Origin of the sequence: Vogesella sp. LIG4 (assembly GCF_900090205.1) — a bacterium.
GTDB lineage: Bacteria > Pseudomonadota > Gammaproteobacteria > Burkholderiales > Chromobacteriaceae > Vogesella.
Genome location: NZ_LT607802.1, coordinates 2,923,732 through 2,942,577, shown reverse-complemented (window position 1 = coordinate 2,942,577; position 18,846 = coordinate 2,923,732). Strand labels below are relative to the sequence as shown.

General features: G+C 63.2%; 19 protein-coding genes. 4 read left to right on the top strand and 15 right to left on the bottom strand.

Annotation, left to right across the window (positions count from 1 at the left end):
* Positions 1-2: 2 nt before the first annotated feature.
* The 14 genes from lpxA to PSELUDRAFT_RS13775 form a co-directional block, all read right to left on the bottom strand.
* Complete coding sequence (gene lpxA / locus PSELUDRAFT_RS13840) at positions 3-776, bottom strand: acyl-ACP--UDP-N-acetylglucosamine O-acyltransferase (protein WP_088967389.1); 774 nt, start codon at positions 774-776, stop codon at positions 3-5.
* Between the two features lie 2 nt (positions 777-778).
* Positions 779-1,252 (bottom strand): 3-hydroxyacyl-ACP dehydratase FabZ, encoded by a 474-nt coding sequence (gene fabZ / locus PSELUDRAFT_RS13835; protein ID WP_088967388.1) that lies wholly within the window; start codon positions 1,250-1,252, stop codon positions 779-781.
* Positions 1,249-2,292 carry a UDP-3-O-(3-hydroxymyristoyl)glucosamine N-acyltransferase gene (gene lpxD, locus PSELUDRAFT_RS13830; RefSeq protein WP_088967387.1) on the bottom strand — a complete coding sequence of 348 codons (1,044 nt, stop codon included), beginning with the start codon at positions 2,290-2,292 and terminating at the stop codon, positions 1,249-1,251. Before lpxD ends, fabZ begins: the two co-directional genes overlap by 4 nt.
* 60 nt (positions 2,293-2,352) lie before the next feature.
* Complete coding sequence (locus PSELUDRAFT_RS13825; protein WP_088967386.1) at positions 2,353-2,844, bottom strand: OmpH family outer membrane protein; 492 nt, start codon at positions 2,842-2,844, stop codon at positions 2,353-2,355.
* Positions 2,845-2,853: 9 nt separating this feature from the next.
* Positions 2,854-5,106: an outer membrane protein assembly factor BamA gene (gene bamA / locus PSELUDRAFT_RS13820; protein ID WP_231895222.1), complete on the bottom strand. Its 2,253-nt coding sequence runs from the start codon at positions 5,104-5,106 to the stop codon at positions 2,854-2,856.
* 51 nt (positions 5,107-5,157) lie between these two features.
* Positions 5,158-6,495 (bottom strand): RIP metalloprotease RseP, encoded by a 1,338-nt coding sequence (gene rseP, locus PSELUDRAFT_RS13815; RefSeq protein ID WP_088967384.1) that lies wholly within the window; start codon positions 6,493-6,495, stop codon positions 5,158-5,160.
* A complete protein-coding gene (gene ispC / locus PSELUDRAFT_RS13810) occupies positions 6,495-7,670 on the bottom strand; it encodes a 1-deoxy-D-xylulose-5-phosphate reductoisomerase (RefSeq protein ID WP_088967383.1) in 1,176 nt (391 codons plus the stop codon). Before ispC ends, rseP begins: the two co-directional genes overlap by 1 nt.
* A 168-nt stretch (positions 7,671-7,838) precedes the next feature.
* Positions 7,839-8,654, bottom strand: a complete 816-nt coding sequence (locus tag PSELUDRAFT_RS13805) for a phosphatidate cytidylyltransferase (RefSeq protein WP_088967382.1) — start codon at positions 8,652-8,654, stop codon at positions 7,839-7,841.
* A 3-nt stretch (positions 8,655-8,657) separates the two neighbouring features.
* Positions 8,658-9,407, bottom strand: a complete 750-nt coding sequence (gene uppS / locus PSELUDRAFT_RS13800; protein ID WP_088967381.1) for a polyprenyl diphosphate synthase — start codon at positions 9,405-9,407, stop codon at positions 8,658-8,660.
* 10 nt (positions 9,408-9,417) lie between these two features.
* Positions 9,418-9,975, bottom strand: a complete 558-nt coding sequence (frr, locus tag PSELUDRAFT_RS13795; protein WP_088967380.1) for a ribosome recycling factor — start codon at positions 9,973-9,975, stop codon at positions 9,418-9,420.
* A gap of 76 nt (positions 9,976-10,051) precedes the next feature.
* On the bottom strand, positions 10,052-10,771 hold the full coding sequence (pyrH, locus tag PSELUDRAFT_RS13790) for a UMP kinase (RefSeq protein WP_088968506.1): 720 nt from the start codon (positions 10,769-10,771) through the stop codon (positions 10,052-10,054).
* Positions 10,772-10,862: 91 nt separating this feature from the next.
* A complete protein-coding gene (tsf, locus tag PSELUDRAFT_RS13785) occupies positions 10,863-11,729 on the bottom strand; it encodes a translation elongation factor Ts (protein ID WP_088967379.1) in 867 nt (288 codons plus the stop codon).
* Positions 11,730-11,802: 73 nt separating this feature from the next.
* Positions 11,803-12,531: a 30S ribosomal protein S2 gene (gene rpsB, locus PSELUDRAFT_RS13780; RefSeq protein ID WP_088967378.1), complete on the bottom strand. Its 729-nt coding sequence runs from the start codon at positions 12,529-12,531 to the stop codon at positions 11,803-11,805.
* 133 nt (positions 12,532-12,664) lie between these two features.
* On the bottom strand, positions 12,665-12,844 hold the full coding sequence (locus PSELUDRAFT_RS13775; RefSeq protein WP_088967377.1) for a hypothetical protein: 180 nt from the start codon (positions 12,842-12,844) through the stop codon (positions 12,665-12,667).
* Positions 12,845-12,921: 77 nt separating this feature from the next.
* Here PSELUDRAFT_RS13775 and PSELUDRAFT_RS13770 point away from each other — a divergent pair, with 77 nt between their 5' ends.
* From PSELUDRAFT_RS13770 to PSELUDRAFT_RS13755, 4 genes are all read left to right on the top strand, one after another.
* Positions 12,922-13,953, top strand: a complete 1,032-nt coding sequence (locus tag PSELUDRAFT_RS13770) for a nitronate monooxygenase family protein (RefSeq protein ID WP_088967376.1) — start codon at positions 12,922-12,924, stop codon at positions 13,951-13,953.
* Positions 13,954-14,043: 90 nt separating this feature from the next.
* Positions 14,044-14,694: an ABC transporter ATP-binding protein gene (locus tag PSELUDRAFT_RS13765; protein ID WP_088967375.1), complete on the top strand. Its 651-nt coding sequence runs from the start codon at positions 14,044-14,046 to the stop codon at positions 14,692-14,694.
* A 59-nt stretch (positions 14,695-14,753) separates the two neighbouring features.
* Complete coding sequence (gene nudC, locus PSELUDRAFT_RS13760) at positions 14,754-15,527, top strand: NAD(+) diphosphatase (RefSeq protein ID WP_088967374.1); 774 nt, start codon at positions 14,754-14,756, stop codon at positions 15,525-15,527.
* Between the two features lie 228 nt (positions 15,528-15,755).
* Positions 15,756-17,384: a methyl-accepting chemotaxis protein gene (locus tag PSELUDRAFT_RS13755; protein ID WP_162291263.1), complete on the top strand. Its 1,629-nt coding sequence runs from the start codon at positions 15,756-15,758 to the stop codon at positions 17,382-17,384.
* A gap of 423 nt (positions 17,385-17,807) precedes the next feature.
* Here PSELUDRAFT_RS13755 and PSELUDRAFT_RS13750 read toward each other — a convergent pair whose 3' ends face one another.
* Complete coding sequence (locus PSELUDRAFT_RS13750; RefSeq protein WP_088967372.1) at positions 17,808-18,662, bottom strand: glycine betaine ABC transporter substrate-binding protein; 855 nt, start codon at positions 18,660-18,662, stop codon at positions 17,808-17,810.
* Positions 18,663-18,846: the final 184 nt, after the last annotated feature.

Below are 18,846 nucleotides of genomic sequence, written 5' to 3'. Positions count from 1 at the left end.
GATTAACGGATGATGCCGCGGTTGGCTGTCTCGAAGAAACGCACGAACAGGTCGAGTTCGGGGTTGGCCGCAGCGGCGGCAACGATCTCGGCCCGGGCCTCGTCAAAGGACAGGCCCTTGCGGTACAGCGACTTGTAGGCGTTGCGGATGTTGCGGATCTGCTCTGCCGTGAAGCCACGACGCTTCAGGCCCTCGGCATTGATACCGCTGGGCACCGCACGGTTGCCGTGCGCCATCACGTACGGCGGCACGTCCTGCGCCACGGCGCTGGAGAACGCAGTCATGGCGTGGTCGCCGATGTGGCAGAACTGGTGCACGCTGGTGAAGCCACCCAGAATCACCCAGTCGCCGATGTAGACGTGGCCGCCCAGGGTGGCGTTGTTGGCGAAGATGGTGTTGTTGCCCACCTGGCAATCATGCCCCAGGTGCACGTAGGCCATGATCCAGTTGTTGTTGCCCATGCGGGTAACACCCACGTCCTGCGCGGTACCGATGTTGAAGGTACAGAATTCGCGGATGGTGTTGCCGTCGCCGATTTCCAGGCGGGTCGGCTCGCCGGCGTATTTCTTGTCCTGCGGCACCGCACCCAGCGAGCTGAACTGGAAGATGCGGTTGTTCTTGCCGATGCTGGTATGACCCTCGATGACCACGTGCGGGCCTACCCAGGTGCCGCTGTCGATGCTGACATTGGCGCCGATGATGCTGTAGGCGCCAATCTCCACGTCCGGCGCAATCTGCGCGCCCTCGGCGATGATGGCGGTTGGATGAATGGCCATGCTCACACCTCGCGTTTGGCGCACATGATTTCGGCTTCGCAGGCCACCTGGCCATCCACCAGCGCGCGGGCGCTGTATTTGCCGATACCGCGCTTCACGGTGATGGTTTCCACCTCGAATACCAGTTGATCGCCCGGCACGACCTGGCGCTTGAAGCGGGCCTTGTCGATGCCGACGAAGAAATACAGCTCGTTGTCGGCGCGCTGGCCCTGGCTCTTGATCGCCAGGATGCCGGCGGCCTGTGCCAGCGCTTCGATGATCAGCACGCCCGGCATCACCGGGTACTGCTCGAAGTGGCCCATGAAGAACGGCTCGTTGATGGTGACGTTCTTCAGCGCCTTGATGCGGGTATCGGCCACGAATTCGGTGACACGATCCACCAGCAGGAAGGGGTAACGGTGCGGCAGATAGCTCATGATCTCGCGCACGTCGATGTGAACTGCGGCGTTGTCGGTGTTGTTTGCGGCGTCGGTCATGCTTGTACTTCCTTGTTCTGTTGCACTTCTTTCAGTGCTTTTTCAAGTTGTTTTACACGGGCGACCAGTTGGTCCAGGTGGCGCAGGTGCGCGGCATTGGCCAGCCAGTCTTTATAAGTGGAAAGCGGGAACGACGAGGCGTAATTGTCGGCGTTACGGATCGACTTGGAAACCAGGGTGCCGCCGCCGATATGGGTGCGGTCGGCAATCTCGATATGGCCGACAAACATCGCCGCGCCACCGATGGTGCAGTTGGCACCGATCCTGGTGCTGCCGGCAATGCCGGTGCAGCCGGCAATGGCAGTGTGCGCACCGATTTCCACGTTGTGCGCCACCTGTACCAGGTTGTCGATCTTGGCATCCTGACGAATGATGGTATCGGCCAGTGCGCCACGGTCGATGGTGGTGTTGGCGCCGATCTCCACGTCGTCTTCGATGATCACGCGGCCGGTCTGCGGAATCTTGTACCAGCGATCGCCGGCCCAGGCCAGGCCAAAGCCATCGGCACCGATCACCGTGCCGCTGTGCACGCCGACGCGGTTGCCCAGGCGGCAACCATGATAGATGGTGACATTGGGATACAGCACCACGTCATCGCCCAGTACCACGTCATCGCCCAGCACCACGCCCGGGTGCAGGATGCAGCGCTCGCCTATCACCACGTTGCGGCCAACGCTGACCAGCTCGCGCACCTCGGCACTGGCGGCGATCTGCGCGCCGGCGCCGATTACCGCGCGCTCATGGATGCCCGCGCGTGCGCTGGCCGGCGGGTTGAACAGCGTGGCCACCTTGGCAAAGTACAGATAGGGATCGGCCACCAGGATCAGGCTGCGGCCCTCGCCTGCCGCCTCGTCGGCCAGCGCCGGCTTGACGATGATGGCGCCAGCCTGGCAGCCGGGCAGCTGGCTGCGGAACTTGGGGTTGGCCAGAAAGGTGATTTCCTGTGCCGTTGCCTCGCCCATCGGCGCCAGGCGCACGATGTCGCGGTCCTCGCCGCGCAGCTCACCGCCCAGCTCGGCAACAATTCGGGATAATTTCATCGTTTGTCATCAACAATGAAGCCGACAGTTGTCGGCTTCGGGGTTGGCTGTCTGCTGGATTTACTTCTCCAGCTCCTTGAGCACTCTTGGCGTGATGTCCAGTTTGGGGCTGACGTACACCGCATCCTGCAGGATCAGGTCGAACTGTTCCCGCTCGGCAATCTGCCGGATGATGCGATTCGCCCGCTCCTGCACCGAGGCGAACTCCTCGTTGCGCCGCTGGTTCAGATCGTCGCGGAAGTCACGCATCTTGGCCTGGTATTCGCGATCCACCGCCGCCAGCTCGCGCTCCTGCGCCTTGCGTTCGGTTTCATTGGCCTTGTTGCGCGCGATGGTGCCTTCCAGCTCCTTGCCGCGGGCGGCCAGCTTTTTCAGCTCCTGCTCGCGGGTGGCGAATTCCTTCTCCAGCTTTTTCTGCGCCACCACCGCCGGGGCGGCCTCGCGATAGACCCGCTCGGTATTGATGTAACCGATCTTGAGGTCTGCCGCCTGTGCCAGGCCCGCCGTTGCCAGCGTGCCCAGCATTGCTGCCATGGAAACGAATGCTTTCATGTGCCTGCCTTAGAAAGTCTGCCCCAGCACGAACTGGAAGCGCTGCAGTTTATCGCCTTCCTTCTTGCCCAGCGGGTAAGCGAAGCTGAACTTCATCGGGCCGATAGGCGACAGCCAGGCCAGCGCCACACCGCTGGAGTAGCGCATGGCGTCCGCCGCGCTCACGCTCTTGACCTTGTCGTCCCATACGGTGCCGGCATCGAAGAAGATACTGGTGCGCAGGCTGCGGTTGTCGCGCATGCCAGGGAACGGGAACAGCAGTTCTGCCGAGCCGCTGATCTTGCGGGTGCCGCCCAGCGGATCGCCGTCGGTGTCACGCGGGCCCAGGCTGCCGCTGTCGTAGCCACGTACCGAGCCGATACCGCCTTCGTAGAAGTTCTGGAAGAACGGCACGCGCTTGGTCTTGCCGTAGCTGTTGACGAAGCCCACGTCGCCGCTGAGGGCGAAGGTCAGGGTCTTGGACAGCGGCCAGAACCAGCTTTCGCTATGGGTAATGCGGTAGTACTCAAGATCGCCGCCGGGCAGGCCCATATTGGCGTTGACGCTCATATTGTTGCCGCGCGTCGGCCATACCGCGCTGTCGCGCTTGTCACGCGACCAGCCGGCGGTGCCCAGCAAGGTGGTGTTGTGGGTGCCGTTGGTATCGACGAAGTCCTTGTACTGCTGCGGGCTGTTGCTGCTCAAGGCCAGCGTGCCCATTTCGGCGCCGATGCCCAGGTTGATGCGGTCGTACTCGGTAACGGGCACACCGAAGCGCACCAGGCCACCGGTGGTGGTGTTCTTGTACAGGTCGTAGGCGCCGGTATTGGAGTTGTACGGCGTGCTGATGCGGTGGTAGATGTCGTAGCCGACGCTGACGCCGTCGATGGTGTAGTACGGGTCGGTAAACGATACCGAGTACACCTTGGACGACTTGCCCTGGTTGAAGTTGACCGACACCGATTTGCCGGAACCCAGCACGTTGGACTGCGATACCGATGCCGACAGCTGGATGCCGTCATGCTGCGCATAGCCGATACCGGCCTGCACGGAACCGGTCGGGCGTTCCTTGACGTTCACGACCATGTCCACCTGGTCCGGGGTATCCGCTACCGGCGGGGTCTGCACGTCCACCGTTTCGAAATAGCCCAGCAGTTCCAGGCGCTCCTTGCTGCGCTTCACTGCGTCGCCGTTGTACTGCGCAGTTTCCAGCTGGCGCAGTTCGCGGCGGATCACTTCGTCGCGGGTGCGGGTGTTGCCGGCCACGCTGATGCGGCGCACGGTGGTCAGACGGCCCGGATCGACGAAGAAGGTCAGCACCAGCGTCTGCTTCTCCTTGTCGAATTCCGGGTTCACGTTGACGTTGGCAAAGGCATAGCCTTCCGCTCCCAGGCGGTCGGTCAGCGCGGTTACCGATTCGTTGACGTGCTCGCGGTTGAACAGCTCGCCCGGTTTTACCACCAGCAGCTTCTTGAGATCGGCTTCCGGCAGTTTCAGGTCACCAGCCAGGCGGGTTTCCGCCACACGGTACTGGTTGCCTTCGGTGATGTTGATGGTCAGGTAGACCTGCTTTTTGTCGGCGCTGATCGACACCTGGGTGGAGTCGATGTTGAATTCGGCAAAGCCCTGGTTCAGGTAGTAGGCGCGCAGCTTTTCCAGGTCAGCGCTCAGTTCCTGGCGCGAATACTGGTCGGCGCGGGACAGCCAGGTCATGTAACCGGAGGTGGTGAGCGAGAACTCGTCCAGCAGGTCCGCTTCCTTGAAGTGGCGGGCGCCCACGATGTGGATGCTGGCGATCTTGGCGGTAACGCCTTCCACGATGTCCAGGGTGATGGCCAGGCGGTTGCGGTCCAGCTTGGTGATCTGCGGGGTGATTTCCACCGCGTACTTGCCCTTGCTGAAATACTGGCGCTTGAGTTCCTGGATCGCCTGGTCCAGCAGGCTCTGGTCGAAGATGCGGGACTCGGCCAGGCCGTTGTCCTTCAGGCCCTTGATCAGCTGGTCCTTGTTGAATTCCTTGGCGCCGGAAATATCCAGGCGGGAGATCACCGGCCGTTCGTTCACCGACACGATCACCACGTCCTTGTCGGTTTCCACGCGTACATCGTTGAAGAAGCCGGTGGCGTACAGTGCCTTGATCGCGGCAGCGGCCTTGTCGTCGCTGAAGCTGTCACCCACCTTCAGCGGCAGGTAGTTGAATACGGTGCCAGGCTCGGTACGCTGCAGCCCTTCAACGCGAATATCCTTGATGACAAAACTGTCGGCCGCCCATGCTGGCGACATCAAAACGACAGAAACTGCAGCGGCAATAAAACGTTTGTTCATTAGTTTTCCCTATTGGCCCAGCAGCCGAGCGAAGTCATTGAATAGGGCCAGCAGCATGACAGTCATAATGAATGCCATCCCCAAGCGCTGACCGACTTCGTATGCGCGCTCCGGAAGCGGGCGCCCCCGGATCAATTCGATGACATGATACAGCAAGTGCCCACCATCCAATACCGGTATGGGCAGCAGATTGAATACCCCCAGGCTGACACTGATCAGCGCCATGAATTCCAGCAGCGCGTCCAGACCGGCATCGGCACTCTTGCCGGCGTACTCGGCAATGGTCAGCGGGCCGCTCAGGGCATCCAGCGACACGGTGCCGGTGAGCATGGCAAACATCATGTGCAGCGTGCTGCCGCTCAGCTCGACCGTGCGGTGCAGCGCGGCCACTACCGCATCACCGGCCGGCACCTGCTTGCCTTGCAGCAACTGGCGCATCCAGGCCTGATCCAGCGCCGGCGCCACGCCGATGCGGCCAACCTGTTGCCCGTCCTGCTCCACCGCGTCCGGGCGCAGATTCAGCAGCAGCAGCTTGCCGGCACGTTGCACCTGCAGTTTTACCTGCCGCCCCGGGTGATTCTGCACCCAGGCCACCCAGGCTTCCCAGTTGCCCACCGGGCGACCATCGATGGCCAGCAGGCGGTCGCCGGTCAGCAGGCCGGCACGCGCGCCGGCACCGCCCGGCAGCACCGCCCCCACCTGCGGCAGGTAGCGCACCGGCATCAGCCCCAGCTTGGCAAAGGTATGCTCGTTGAGCGTTTGCAGCTCGAAACGTTCCAGATCAAAGTTAAGGTTCTGCTGCAGCTGTGCACGCTGCACCCGCAGTTGCAGCTTGCCGCCATCGGCGATGACGTCGGCGATGGTGCCGCGCAGCTCGGTCCAGTCCGCTACCGGCTGGCCGTTGACGGCCAGCACCCGGTCGCCGGCCTGCACGCCGGCGGCGGCAGCGGCAGTCTGCGCCACCACGGTGCCGATCAGCGGGCGTATGGTGGTCTGGGCGCCGGACATGGTCCAGGAGAACAGCAGCACCGCCAGCAGCAGATTGGCCAGCGGGCCGGCGCTGACCACAATCATGCGCTGCCATATCGGGCGCGCATCGAAGGCACGCGCAGCATCCGCGGCCGGCACCTCGCCCTCGCGCGAATCCAGCATGCGCACGAAGCCGCCCAGCGGCACCAGTGCAATGCGCCACTCGGTTTCCCCCGGCTGCCAGGAAATCAACTTGCGGCCAAAACCGATGGAAAAGGTCAGCACCTTGATGCCGCAGGCACGGGCAGCAAGGAAGTGGCCGAACTCGTGAAAGGTCACCAACACGCCGATGACCAGCAGGAAGGCCAGGAGCGTCATCAGACGATCCAGCCCTGAACCAGACTACGCACCATGGCATCTTTCTCCAGCAGGCTGTCGAGGTCGCCGCTTGCAGTCAGCTCGGCCTGCGCCAGCGCGCGTTCAATCAGCTGCGGAATCTGCAGGAAGGCGATGCGTCCGGCCAGGAAGGCCGCCACCGCCACCTCGTTGGCCGCATTGAGCACCGCCGAGGCATCCCCGCCGGTACGCAGGCAGTCGAATGCCAGCCGCAGGCAGGGGAAACGTTGTAGGTCGGGTTGCTCGAAGGTCAGGCCCGACAGGGCCATGAAATCCAGCGGCGCCACCGGTGCGGTGATGCGCTGCGGCCAGGCCATGGCGTAGGCAATGGGGGTGCGCATGTCCGGCGTGCCCAGCTGGGCAATCACCGAGCCATCCTGGTAGCGCACCATGGAATGAATCACGCTTTGCGGATGCACCACCACCTTGATGCGCTCGGCCGGGGTGGCGAACAGCCAGTGTGCCTCGATCACCTCCAGGCCCTTGTTCATCAGCGAGGCGGAATCCACCGAGATCTTGCGCCCCATTACCCAGTTGGGGTGGCGGCAGGCATCTTCGGCGGTTACCTGCTGCAGCTGCTGCAGCGTGTGCTGGCGGAACGGGCCGCCGGAAGCGGTGAGGATCAGCTCCTCGATGCCGGCGGCGGCATGATCGCCGGCAAAACCGGCCGGCAGCGACTGGAACAGCGCGTTGTGCTCGCTGTCCACCGGCAGCAACTCGGCACCGCCGTGGCGCACCGCCTGCATGAACAGCTCGCCAGCCACCACCAGCGATTCCTTGTTGGCCAGCAGGATGCGCTTGCCGGCCAGCGCGGCGGCAATGGTTGGCCGCAAGCCGGCGGCGCCGACGATGGCCGCCATCACCATGTCCACTTCGCCGGCGGTCGATACCGTCTCCAGCGCCGCGGCGCCGTGCAGCACTTCGGTGTGGCTGCCGGCGGCGGCCAGGCGGTTGCGCAGTTGCGCCGCGGCAGCGGCGTCCACCAGCACGGCAAACGCCGGTCGGAAGCGCTGGCACTGCTCGAACAGCTTGTCCACCTGGCTATTGGCTGCCAGCGCGTAGACCTGGTAACGCTCCGGGTGCATGGCCACCACATCCAGCGTATTGCCGCCGATGCTGCCGGTAGAACCCAGAACGGTGATTTTTTGGATCGTCATGATGCCCTTAAGACGAAAGGAACTCGGAGCCCGCTTGCGACCTCGCGAACCAGCGCAAGGCAAGGCAAAAACAGCTGCGACAGCGGCGTCTGCATGCAGCAAACGCGCCACCGCAGGCGACTCGGCGCATTACGTTTTCACGCAGCGCGGCAGATCGCAAACAGGCTCTCAGGCAAACAGAGTGTACAGCGCGGCGGAGACCGACAGTACGGCAATCAGGCTGTCGATGCGGTCATACACGCCACCGTGCCCCGGCAGCAGCTTGCTGCTGTCCTTGATGCCGGCACTGCGCTTGAACCAGGATTCCAGCAGGTCGCCCACCACGCTCACCGCGGTCAGGCCCAATGCCAGCGGCAGCAACAGCGGCAGCGGCAGATCCAGCTGCAGCCAGCCCAGCCGGGTAACCATCCACACGTAGACCGCCACGCCCAGCACGGCGCCGGCCACGCCCTCCCAGCTCTTGCCGGGGCTGATGGCCGGTGCCAGCTTGCGCTTGCCAAAAGCCTTGCCGGCGAAATAGGCGGCAATGTCGGCAATCCATACCAGGCCCATCACCGCGAACAACTGGGTGGCACTGGCGGCGTTGTGGTCCGGCCGCCAGGCGATGAAGCCCAGCCAGGCCGGCAGCATCAGCAGCCAGCCCAGCAGCATGGCCTTGGCGCCACGCGGCAGCGCCCAGCGCCTGGCCAGCCACATCGGCGCCAGGATCAGCCATACCGGCAGCGACAGCAGCAGCAGCCCCTTGCTGACCAGGGCAAAGCTGGCAGCCGGCAGCTGGTGAATGCCCAGTGCCAGCAGCGTGCTGCACGCCAGGTACAGGCGTTGCGGCCAACCTTGCAGTGCGGCCATGCGGGAGAACTCCCACAGCGCCAGGCCCACCACCAGCCAGGCGAACACCGCCCACAGGGGTGCAGACAGATAGAACACAGCGCCCAGCATGATGGGCAGCAGCAACAAGGCCGTGATGACGCGGGTTATCAGCATGGATCAGCCTCGGCGATTCGCTTGCGGCAATTGTTCGCTGGTGCGGCCAAAGCGGCGTTCGCGGCTGCGGAAGGAAGACAGGGCCTGACCCAGCGCTTCCTTGCCGAAATCCGGCCACAGCAAATCGGTGAAATAAAGCTCGGTATAGGCCAGCTGCCACAGCAGGAAGTTGCTGATGCGCTGCTCGCCGCCGGTGCGAATGAACAGGTCGGGTTCCGGGGCGTAAGCCATCGACAGGTTGGCCGCAAGGTTTTCCTCGTCGATCAGCACCGCGCCCTGCGCATGCAGCCGGTTCACCGCCTGCAACACATCCCAGCGGCCGCCGTAATCGGCGGCAATGGTCAGCACCAGGCCGCCATTGGCCGCGGTCTTGGCCTCCGCGGCATCAATACGCTGGCAGATGGCGGCGGAGAAGCGCTCGCGGGAGCCGATCACGCGCAGGCGGATATTGTTCTGGTGCAGGCGCTCCACCTCGCGGTCCAGCGCCACGAAGAACAGTTCCATCAGGAAGTTGACCTCGTCCGCCGGACGACGCCAGTTTTCGGTGGAGAACGCAAACAGCGTCAGGTATTCGACGCCAAGATCGATGCAGGTCTTGACGGTATCGCGCACCGCATCCAGACCGCGCTTGTGCCCCGCGACACGGGGCAGCAGACGTTTCTTGGCCCAGCGGCCATTGCCATCCATGATGATGGCAATGTGCCGGGGCACGCACTGTACCGCCGGCACGCTTTGCGTGGAACTTGCAAACACGCAATGCTCCTTACACGGCCATCAGTTCGGTTTCTTTGGCGGCCAGCGCCTTGTCGACTTCGGCAATGTACTTGTCGGTGAACTTCTGCACTTCGTCCTGACCGCGGCGCTCGTCGTCCTCGGTGATTTCCTTGTCCTTGAGCAGGTTCTTCAGGTCGTTATTGCAGTCACGGCGCACGTTGCGGATGGATACGCGGGCACCTTCGGCCTCGGCACGCACGACCTTGATCAGGTCCTTGCGGCGCTCTTCGGTCAGCGCCGGCATCGGCACGCGGATGATCTCGCCCATGGAGGACGGGTTCAGGCCCAGGTCGCTGTCGCGGATGGCTTTTTCCACCTTGGCCAGCATGTTCTTTTCCCACGGCTGCACGCCGATGGTGCGCGCATCGATCAGGGTAACGTTGGCCACCTGGTTTACCGGCACATCGCTACCGTAGTAGTCGACCATGACATGATCCAGGAGACCGGTGTGGGCACGGCCGGTACGCACTTTGGCCAGGTCGGTCTTGAAGGTTTCCAGCGACTTCTGCATGCGCTGTTCAGCCGACTTTTTTACGTCGTTGATCATGATTACTCCCGTTGCATTCTGAAAAACAAGGCGGAAAGCGGCTTGCAGCCGTTTCCGCCTATGTGGAATCACTAAATCAGCAGTGTACCAGCGTGCCTTCGTCTTCGCCAAGCACGACACGGGCCAGCGCACCCTGTTTGAAAATGCTGAATACCTTGATATTCAGGTGCTGGTCGCGGCACAGCGCGAAGGCAGTGGCGTCCATCACTTTCAGGTTGCGCGAGATCGCTTCGTCGAAGGTCAGGGTCTGGTAGCGCACCGCGTCCGGGTTCTTTTTCGGGTCGTCGGTGTAGACGCCATCCACCTTGGTGGCCTTCAGCATGATGTCCACGTTCATTTCCATGCCGCGCAGCGCAGCTGCGGTGTCGGTGGTGAAGAACGGGTTGCCGGTACCGGCGGCGAAAATCACCACCTTGCCTTCTTCCAGGTACTGCATGGCCTTGCCGCGCACATAGGGCTCGGCAATCTGCTGCATGGTCAGCGCGGACTGCACGCGCGCCACCATGCCAGCCTTGGTCATGGCATCTTTCAGCGCCAGCGCGTTCATCACGGTGGCCATCATGCCCATGTAGTCTGCAGTGGCGCGGTCCATGCCGGATGCTGCCGGCGCCACGCCACGGAAAATATTGCCACCACCAATCACGATGCCGATTTGCACACCCAGACCCGCCACTTCCTTGATCTGTGCCACGATCTGCTCGATCGTGTTGCGGTTGATGCCGTAGCTGTCATCACCCATCAGGGCTTCGCCGGACAACTTCAGCAGGATGCGCTTGTATGCGGGAACTTGGCTCATGATTACCTCTGGCATTCGGTTTGAATTCTGTTTGCGAAACGGCACCCTGTTTTGCAGGGTGCCGTTTTTTTGTACAACCTAGACTACGAAATTACAGCTTGGCAGCAGCAGCTACTTCAGCAGCGTAGTCTACAACCTTCTTCTCAATGCCCTCGCCCACTACGAACATGGCGAATGCCTTGACGGAAGCACCCTTCTCGGCCAGCAGCTTTTCTACGGTCTGATCCGGGTTCTTCACGAACGGCTGACCAACCAGGGTCACTTCAGCCAGGAACTTGTTCACGCGACCTTCCACCATCTTGGCAACGATGTCGGCCGGCTTGCCGGATTCGGCAGCCTGAGCGGTGTAGATCTTGCGCTCTTGTTCCAGGGTTTCGGCCGGAACCTGATCCTTGGAAACGCAGATCGGCTTGGAAGCGGCAATGTGCATGGCCACGTCCTTGCCAATTTGCTCTTCGCCCTTGAAGTCGACGATCACGCCGATCTTGGCGCCGTGCAGGTAGGTGGCGATGGCGCCGTCGGTTTCGTAGCGTACGAAACGACGGATGGTCATGTTCTCGCCCAGCTTGGCGATGGCAGCCTTGCGGGTCTCTTCCACGGTCTGGCCGTCAACCTCAACGGCAGCCAGGGCTTCAACGTCAGCCGGGTTGGCGATTACAACAGCCTTGGCAGCGGCAGTAACCAGGGCGATGAAGGTCGGGTCTTTAGCCACGAAGTCAGTTTCGCAGTTCACTTCCACCAGGGCGCCAACACCGCCGGCAACGAAAGAACCGATGATACCTTCTGCAGCTACGCGGCCAGCCATCTTGGAGGCTTTGTTGCCGGACTTGATGCGCAGGATCTCTTCAGCCTTGGCAGCGTCGCCCTCAGCTTCAACCAGAGCCTTCTTGCACTCCATCATGCCCAGACCAGTCGCAACGCGCAGGTCGGATACCATCTTTGCGGTGATTTCCGCCATGACTAACTCCTTAAAAATAAATACGTCCCGGAGGATTTAAAAAAAGGGGCTTTCGCCCCTTTTCGCCAAGTGCTTACTCGGCGGCTGCCTCGGCGGCAGCTACGATTTCCTGCAGCGACTGGGCACGGCCTTCCAGTACGGCGTCGGCGATGCCGCGAGCGTACAGGCGGATGGCACGGCTGGAGTCGTCGTTACCCGGAATTACGTAGTCAATGCCTTCCGGCGAGTTGTTGGTATCAACCACGCCAATAACCGGTACGCCCAGTTTCTTGGCTTCAACGATGGTACCTTTCTGGTAGCCGGTATCGATTACGAAGATCGCGTCCGGCAGACCTTTCATATCCTTGATACCGCCCAGCGAACGCTCCAGTTTTTCAACTTCGCGCTGCATATCCAGCAGTTCCTTCTTGTTGAAGCCGGACTGGTCGCCAGCTTCCAGCTGGGCACGCTTGTCTTCAAGACGCTTGATGGACTGCTTCACGGTCTTGTAGTTGGTCAGCATGCCGCCCAGCCAGCGGTGATCCACGAACGGAACGCCAGCACGAATGGCTTCTTCGCGGATGATCTCACGCGCCTGACGCTTGGTACCCACAAACAGGATGGTGCCCTTGTTGGCGGCCAGACGACGCACATATTCCTGAGCCTGCACGAACAGCGGCAGGGTTTTTTCCAGGTTGATGATGTGGATCTTGTTGCGGCTGCCAAAGATGTACTGAGCCATCTTCGGGTTCCAGAAGCGGGTTTGGTGGCCGAAGTGTACGCCGGCCTCAAGCATTTGACGCATGGTCACATTGGTGGACATCTTTAATCTCCAAAAGGGTTAAGCCTCCACCCGTACAATCAACCCTTGCGGGCACCCTAATTGCGTACGGATGTGTGTAATTTCCCCCGGAATTGGGGGAACTCGTAATTCTAGCATTTTCGCCGGCGCGCACTCAAGCCCCGTCGGCACCATCCGCATCGCGCCGCCGCCGCTTGCGCCCGGCGATCCACAGCCACAACCAGGTAGGCAGCACGCCCAGGAACAGCAGCACCAGCACGGACTGCACGATGCTGTTCTGCCCCACCGCCAGCATCAGCACGAAATACAACCAGCCTATCAGCACCAAGTACATATCAAACAACCGTTTGAAATTTATCGAGAGTTGCGACAAGAATAACGCACTACAACGCACAACACAGGGCTGACACCATGCAAACCCGCTTCACCCAGGCCTTCGGCGTAGCCAGACCGCTGCTCTGCCCCGGCATGAGCTATATCGCCACTCCGGAGCTGGTGGCCGCCACCTGCAACGCCGGCGGGCTGGGCATACTCGCCACCGGGCCGCTGTCCGCCACGCAGACCCGCGCCGCCATCCGCCGCATCCGCGAACTCACCGACAAACCATTCGGCATCGGCTGCACGCTGATGATGCCGGGCGCGCACGAAAACGCCGAGGTCGGTCTGCAGGAGCAGGTGCCGGTGATCAACTTTTCGCTGGGCAAGGGCGACTGGATCGTCAAGCGCGCCCACACCTACGGCGGCAAGGTCATCGCCACGGTGGTCACCGAGAAGCACGCGCAGTCTGCGGCCAACAGTGGCGTGGATGCGCTGCTGGTGACCGGCCACGAGGCGGCGGCGCATGGCGGCGAAGTCACCTCGCTGGTGCTGATCCCGGCCATCCGCCGCCTCACCACGCTGCCCATCATCGCCGCCGGCGGCTTTGGCAACGGCGACGGCCTGCTGGCGGCGCTGGCGCTGGGTGCCGATGCGGTGGCCATGGGCTCGCGGCTGGCAATGACGCAGGAAAGCCCGGTGCATCAGCGCAGCAAGGAGATGATCCGCCAGCGCAGCGTGGCGGACACGCTGTACTCGCGCAATTTCGACGGCCTGTGGTGCCGGGTGATGGACAGCCCGGCCGCGCGCCGCGCCACACGCAAACCGCTGGGGCTGCTGCGTGCCGCCTGGCGCGCCGCACTGGCCGCCCGCAGCATGCACATGCCGCTATTCAGGGTGGTGATCGGCGGCCTGCTGCGCCAGCCGCAGCAATTGCGCCAGCTGGCGCAGTTCGGCGCCGCCACCGAATCCATCCGCCTGGCGATCCAGGATGGCGACCACCAGCGCGGCGTGCAGCTGATCGGCCAGGTGCAGGGCCTGCTTGACGATACGCCGACCGTGGCCGAGCTGTTCCAGCGCATCGAAATGGAAGCCCAGCAGTGCCGCGAACGGCTGGCCCGGTTGTAGCATGACATTGCCGAATTAAACGATAACGATTATCATTTGCTATCGTTTATCTGCGGTGCAAACCACCCGCGCCATTCGACAGGAACCCGCATGCTACGGCCCGCCTACAACCTGCATTACCAGTTGCCAGCCACCACGCCCGGCGCGGCATCCCGCGCCATCACGCTGCGCCTGCCGGCCAACCGCCTGAGCATCATCAGCGGCGGCAGCGCCGGGGAACGCAGCCGGCTGCTTGCGGCGCTGTCCGGCCAGCACGGCGAGGTGTGCGGCCAACTATTCGGCCAGCCCGCCTGCCAGCAAAGCCTGCGGCAGCTGACCTGCCGCGCAGGCGACTGCGCCGAAAGCTGCCGCCAGACCCTGCACCACTATGTACTGCAGGGGCGCCAGCCGCGCGGCTTCTGGTGGCCGCGCCATGATGAGCATGATCTGCAGGTGGTAGAGCTGCTGCTGCGCGAGCTGGGCCTGACCCCGCTTTCGCAGCAGCGGCTGTGCCAGCTGGATGCCGGCAGCCGGCAACTGGCCGCCGTGGCCCGCAGCCTGGCCGGCGCCGCACCCATCGTGCTGCTGGACGAGCCACTGCCGGATGCGGTGCAGCCCGCCCGTCGGCTATTGCTGACCCGCCTGCAGCGCCTGGCACGCACCGGCCGCACCATCGTACTGAGCCTGGCCGATGCCGTGCTGGCAGCGGAGCTGGCCGACTGCCTGCTGCAGCTGGATGCCGGCAGCCCGCATGCGGCCTGACTTGGTACCGCGGCGGCGCTCGGCGTAGAATCGCCCCGTCCCCGCCGCCAGGTCAGCCCATGAGCCTCAACCTTCCCGCCAGCCCCGATCCGCAACTGCCCACCCAGTGGTGCATCTTCGATGGCAACGGCCTGTACCTGCTGGCCGAGGCACTCCCCGCCCAGGCGCCGGCACTGCATACCGCGGTGCGCTACATCGGCCACAACGCTGCGGCCAACCTGTTTGCCACCGAGCTGGTAGGTGAGCCGCCGGCAGACTGGCAGAAGGTCGGCCTGCGCCAGGCGCTGCTGACCCTGAGCGCCGACTACACCCCGCTGCTGGCACGCGCCGCGCAGCTGCGCCGCTTCGACCAGACCCACCGCTACTGCGGCGCCTGTGCCGCGCCGCTGCTGGCCAATGCCCACGACCACGGCAAGCACTGCCCCAGCTGCGGCGAGCTGTACTACCCGCGGCTGTCGCCGGCGATGATGGTGCTGATCCATCGTGGCAACGAACTGCTGCTGGCGCGCAGCCCGCAGTTCGCCCCCGGTATGTACAGCGCGCTGGCCGGCTTCGTCGAGGCCGGCGAATCGGTAGAGGAATGCGTGCACCGCGAGGCGTTCGAAGAAGTAGGCGTACGCGTGCGCAGCCTGCGCTACATGCGCTCGCAGTCCTGGCCGTTCCCGCATTCGCTGATGCTGGCCTTCACCGCCGAGTACGAAAGTGGCGACATCACTCCGCAGCCGGGCGAAATCGAAGATGCGGCGTGGTTCCATATCGACAGCCTGCCGCTCACCCCGCCGCCGCGCTCCATTGCCCACTTCCTGCTGCAGGACTTCCTGGCCGGCCGCTGAGCCACCCCACCCGGGCCGTGCGCTGCCAGCCACGGCCTGCGGCCAACTGTTGCACCGCTGGTTCTTGATTCCCCCGCCGTACTGCCCCTGTCCGCGTTAACACTTCTACAAACTGCAAGGCCGATTTACTATCGTTAACACAAAATGACCGGCATATTTCCAAACACAAGCAAGCCGGCTGCTACGCATCGCCACCAACGTAGAAGTGCTTCAGCAAGGAAAATAATCATGGGGAAACTCACACTGGCCCAGCGCCTGGGCCTGGGCTTTGGCGCGGTCATCCTGTTGCTCGTGCTCGGCTCTGCCTTCACCCTGCTTCGCCTCACCACCATCCAGTCGCGGGTATCCGAGCTGGTGGAACACCGCATTCCCATCATCCAGAACTCGCGCACCCTCAGCGGCGCCCTGCTTTCCTCCACCAACGCTGCGCGCACCATCCTGCTGGAAAGCGACGACAAGCTGGTGGAAGAAAAAATGGGCATCCTGAAGAACTCGGTAAAGGTTGCCCGCGAGCAGTACGCGCAGATGAAATCCATTTCCCGCGACGAGCAGGAAGTGGCGCTGGTAAACAAGATCGGCCAGTCGCTGACCGAGTTCACCGCTTTGGTGGACAAGCTGGAACCGATGATCACCCGCCAGAAATGGGATGCCTCGATCATCGTCAGCGAGAAGATGGAACCGCAGGAAAAACTGCTGGGCATCCAGCTGGACAAGCTGATCGCCTACCACACCAAGGTGATGGACGAGCAGAAGGAATCCACCACCAGCACACTGCGTGACACCATGATCGCCTCGCTGCTGGCCATCGTCATCAGCGTGGGCGCCAGCATCTTCGTGGCGCTGCTGCTGGCCCGCACCCTCACCCGCCAGCTGGGCGGCGAGCCGGACTATGCGGCCAACGTGATGAAGGAAATCGCCCACGGCAACCTGGGCGTGGCAGTAAAACTGCGCAAGGGCGACAACAGCTCGCTGCTGTACAACCTGTCCTGCATGACCAAGGAGCTGAACGACGCCCTGCACACGGTTGAACACAGCGTGCAGGAAAGCGCCTCCGCCTCGGCCGAACTGCAGAACACCATGCAGCGCCTGATGACCCGTTCCGAAGAACAGAACCGCGCCGCCGACGACATGGTGAGCGTGATCCAACAGATGGCCGTAGGCGTGCAGGAACTGCACCGCAACGCCGACGACACCGAAGCCGCCGCCCGCTCCGCCAGCGGCGAGGCCCAGCAGGGCGTGGAAGTGATCAAGGGCGCGGTGCGCGAGATGGATGCCATCAGCAATCTGATCAAGGAAACCTCGGGCAGCATCAACGAGCTGGGCCGCCAGTCGCAGACCATCGACAACATCGTGTCGGTGATTCGCGACGTGGCCGACCAGACCAACCTGCTGGCACTGAACGCCGCCATCGAGGCCGCCCGCGCCGGCGAACAGGGCCGCGGCTTTGCCGTGGTGGCCGACGAAGTACGCAAGCTGGCCGAACGCACCACCAAGGCCACCGGCGAGATCGCCGCCATGATCGGCGCCATCCGCATCAGCGCGCAGCAGGCCGTGGAAGCCATGAACCAGTCGGTAGAGCGCGCCCATACCAGCGCCACCCAGGGCCAGCTGGCCGGCCAGTCCATCGTGGCCATCCAGAGCGGCACCGACACCGTGGGCCACAGCGTGCAGGGCATTGCCAGCGCGCTGTCGGAACAGGCCCGCTCCGGCGAGCAGGTATCGCGCGAAGTGCAGCGCATCACCTCGATTGCGCAGCGCAACCGCGATGCGGCCAACGAGGCCGCCAGCGCCGCCGCGCGCATGAGCGAGCTGACCGAGGAAATCAGCCGCAGCTTCCGCCGCTTCCAGACCACCTGATGCCGGCAAGCCGGCACCGCGCCGGCCCGACGCAGCATCTAGCCGCCCGCCTCACCCGCGGGCGGTTTTTCATGCCGCTGCGCACAACTGCATCGCGGCCCTGCCTCGCCACCGCCAGCAGTATTTCATCCAGATCCTTTTCGCTGCCCAGCCCCTGCGCCAGCAAGCTGGCTCGCCGCTCGCGCTAGCGTGGCTCATGCGGCATGGGTGTAGCACAGCCGCAGCACCAGCGGCATGCTGCCCTCCTTCTGTAGCGCTGGCCTGGCATGTCAGGCAGCCCGCTATAGCCATGGCTCTTTCTACTGACTGCGCCGCAGCCTTCAGCGCCGCCCCGCCAAAAACAGCAACACCCCGGCATTGCCAGGGTGTCAGCAACAAAAAGGCCCCCGACTAGCGGGGGCCTGCGACAAATGAACGTTGCGCTTACAGCCAGCCGTTCACCCGGCTGGCATTGCCTGCCACCCACTTCTCCGCAGCGGCGGCCGGCTTCACGCCATTTTCCACGTCCAGCATCACATTGCCGATCTCCTCGGCCTTCCAGCTGAATTTCTTCAGGAAGCTGGCCACGGCCGGCGCCTTGGTAGCCAGGCCCGGGTTCATCACCGTATCCACATGCTCTTCTTCGCCGTAGACCTTTTTCGGGTCTTCCAGGAAGCGCAGGCGCCACTTGGCGAACATCCAGTGCGGAATCCAGCCGGTTACCGCGATCGGGCGCTTGGCATTGATGGCGCGCGCCAGTTCCGACGCCATGCCCGGGCCGGAGCTGGGCATCAGTTTCAGGTCCAGGTTGTAGTCCTTGATCGCCAGTTCGGTCTTCTTCATCACACCGGCGCCGGCGTCGATGCCAACGATGCGGTCCTGGAACACGTCCTTGTACTTGTTCAGGTCGGCAATGGTCTTGGCCGGCACGTATTCCGGCACGATCAGGCCGATCTTGGCACCGGGGTAGTTGGTACCTGCCACCACTACCTTGTCCTTCAGCTTCTGGTAGTAGTCACCGTGGGTGGCCGGCAGCCAGGCCGACAGCGTAACGTCCAGGTCGCCACGTGCCACGCCCTGCCACATGATGCCGGCAGCCACCGGCACCAGTTCCACCGGGTAGCCAAGCTTGGTCTTGATGATGTTGGCCGCAACCTGGGTGGTGGCCACACTGTCGGACCAGCCCTCCACGTAGCCGATTTTGATCAGGGGTTTGTCAGCGGCCCAGGTGGCGGTGCTACATGCCAGGGCTGCGGCCAGCAAGGTAAGACGGGTGAAGCGCTTGTTGCCTGTATTCATGTCGATGCCTCAATCTGTTTTGTGAGTAATGACGAGAACTGCCCGCTATCGAGCGCCTGCATGGCGCCTCTTGTTGAATTACCGGTTGCTGCACAAACAAAACCTGCGCCCTGCCGCCAGCCTGGCGCGCCGGCAAGGAGCCCGATACAAAAAACCCGGCATGCCATGCATGCCGGGCACAAAT

Bases quoted from the DNA above. Each gene is read 5' to 3' on its own strand.
- nudC (WP_088967374.1), top strand. From the start codon at position 14,754: ATGAGCCTCAACCTTCCCGCCAGCCCCGATCCGCAACTGCCCACCCAG.
- PSELUDRAFT_RS13755 (WP_162291263.1), top strand. From the start codon at position 15,756: ATGGGGAAACTCACACTGGCCCAGCGCCTGGGCCTGGGCTTTGGCGCG.
- bamA (WP_231895222.1), bottom strand. From the start codon at position 5,106: ATGTCGCCAGCATGGGCGGCCGACAGTTTTGTCATCAAGGATATTCGC.
- PSELUDRAFT_RS13750 (WP_088967372.1), bottom strand. From the start codon at position 18,662: ATGAATACAGGCAACAAGCGCTTCACCCGTCTTACCTTGCTGGCCGCA.
- tsf (WP_088967379.1), bottom strand. From the start codon at position 11,729: ATGGCGGAAATCACCGCAAAGATGGTATCCGACCTGCGCGTTGCGACT.
- PSELUDRAFT_RS13825 (WP_088967386.1), bottom strand. From the start codon at position 2,844: ATGAAAGCATTCGTTTCCATGGCAGCAATGCTGGGCACGCTGGCAACG.
- PSELUDRAFT_RS13770 (WP_088967376.1), top strand. From the start codon at position 12,922: ATGCAAACCCGCTTCACCCAGGCCTTCGGCGTAGCCAGACCGCTGCTC.
- ispC (WP_088967383.1), bottom strand. From the start codon at position 7,670: ATGACGATCCAAAAAATCACCGTTCTGGGTTCTACCGGCAGCATCGGC.
- fabZ (WP_088967388.1), bottom strand. From the start codon at position 1,252: ATGACCGACGCCGCAAACAACACCGACAACGCCGCAGTTCACATCGAC.
- pyrH (WP_088968506.1), bottom strand. From the start codon at position 10,771: ATGAGCCAAGTTCCCGCATACAAGCGCATCCTGCTGAAGTTGTCCGGC.
- frr (WP_088967380.1), bottom strand. From the start codon at position 9,975: ATGATCAACGACGTAAAAAAGTCGGCTGAACAGCGCATGCAGAAGTCG.
- lpxA (WP_088967389.1), bottom strand. From the start codon at position 776: ATGGCCATTCATCCAACCGCCATCATCGCCGAGGGCGCGCAGATTGCG.
- rseP (WP_088967384.1), bottom strand. From the start codon at position 6,495: ATGACGCTCCTGGCCTTCCTGCTGGTCATCGGCGTGTTGGTGACCTTT.
- PSELUDRAFT_RS13775 (WP_088967377.1), bottom strand. From the start codon at position 12,844: ATGTACTTGGTGCTGATAGGCTGGTTGTATTTCGTGCTGATGCTGGCG.
- lpxD (WP_088967387.1), bottom strand. From the start codon at position 2,292: ATGAAATTATCCCGAATTGTTGCCGAGCTGGGCGGTGAGCTGCGCGGC.
- rpsB (WP_088967378.1), bottom strand. From the start codon at position 12,531: ATGTCCACCAATGTGACCATGCGTCAAATGCTTGAGGCCGGCGTACAC.
- PSELUDRAFT_RS13765 (WP_088967375.1), top strand. From the start codon at position 14,044: ATGCTACGGCCCGCCTACAACCTGCATTACCAGTTGCCAGCCACCACG.
- PSELUDRAFT_RS13805 (WP_088967382.1), bottom strand. From the start codon at position 8,654: ATGCTGATAACCCGCGTCATCACGGCCTTGTTGCTGCTGCCCATCATG.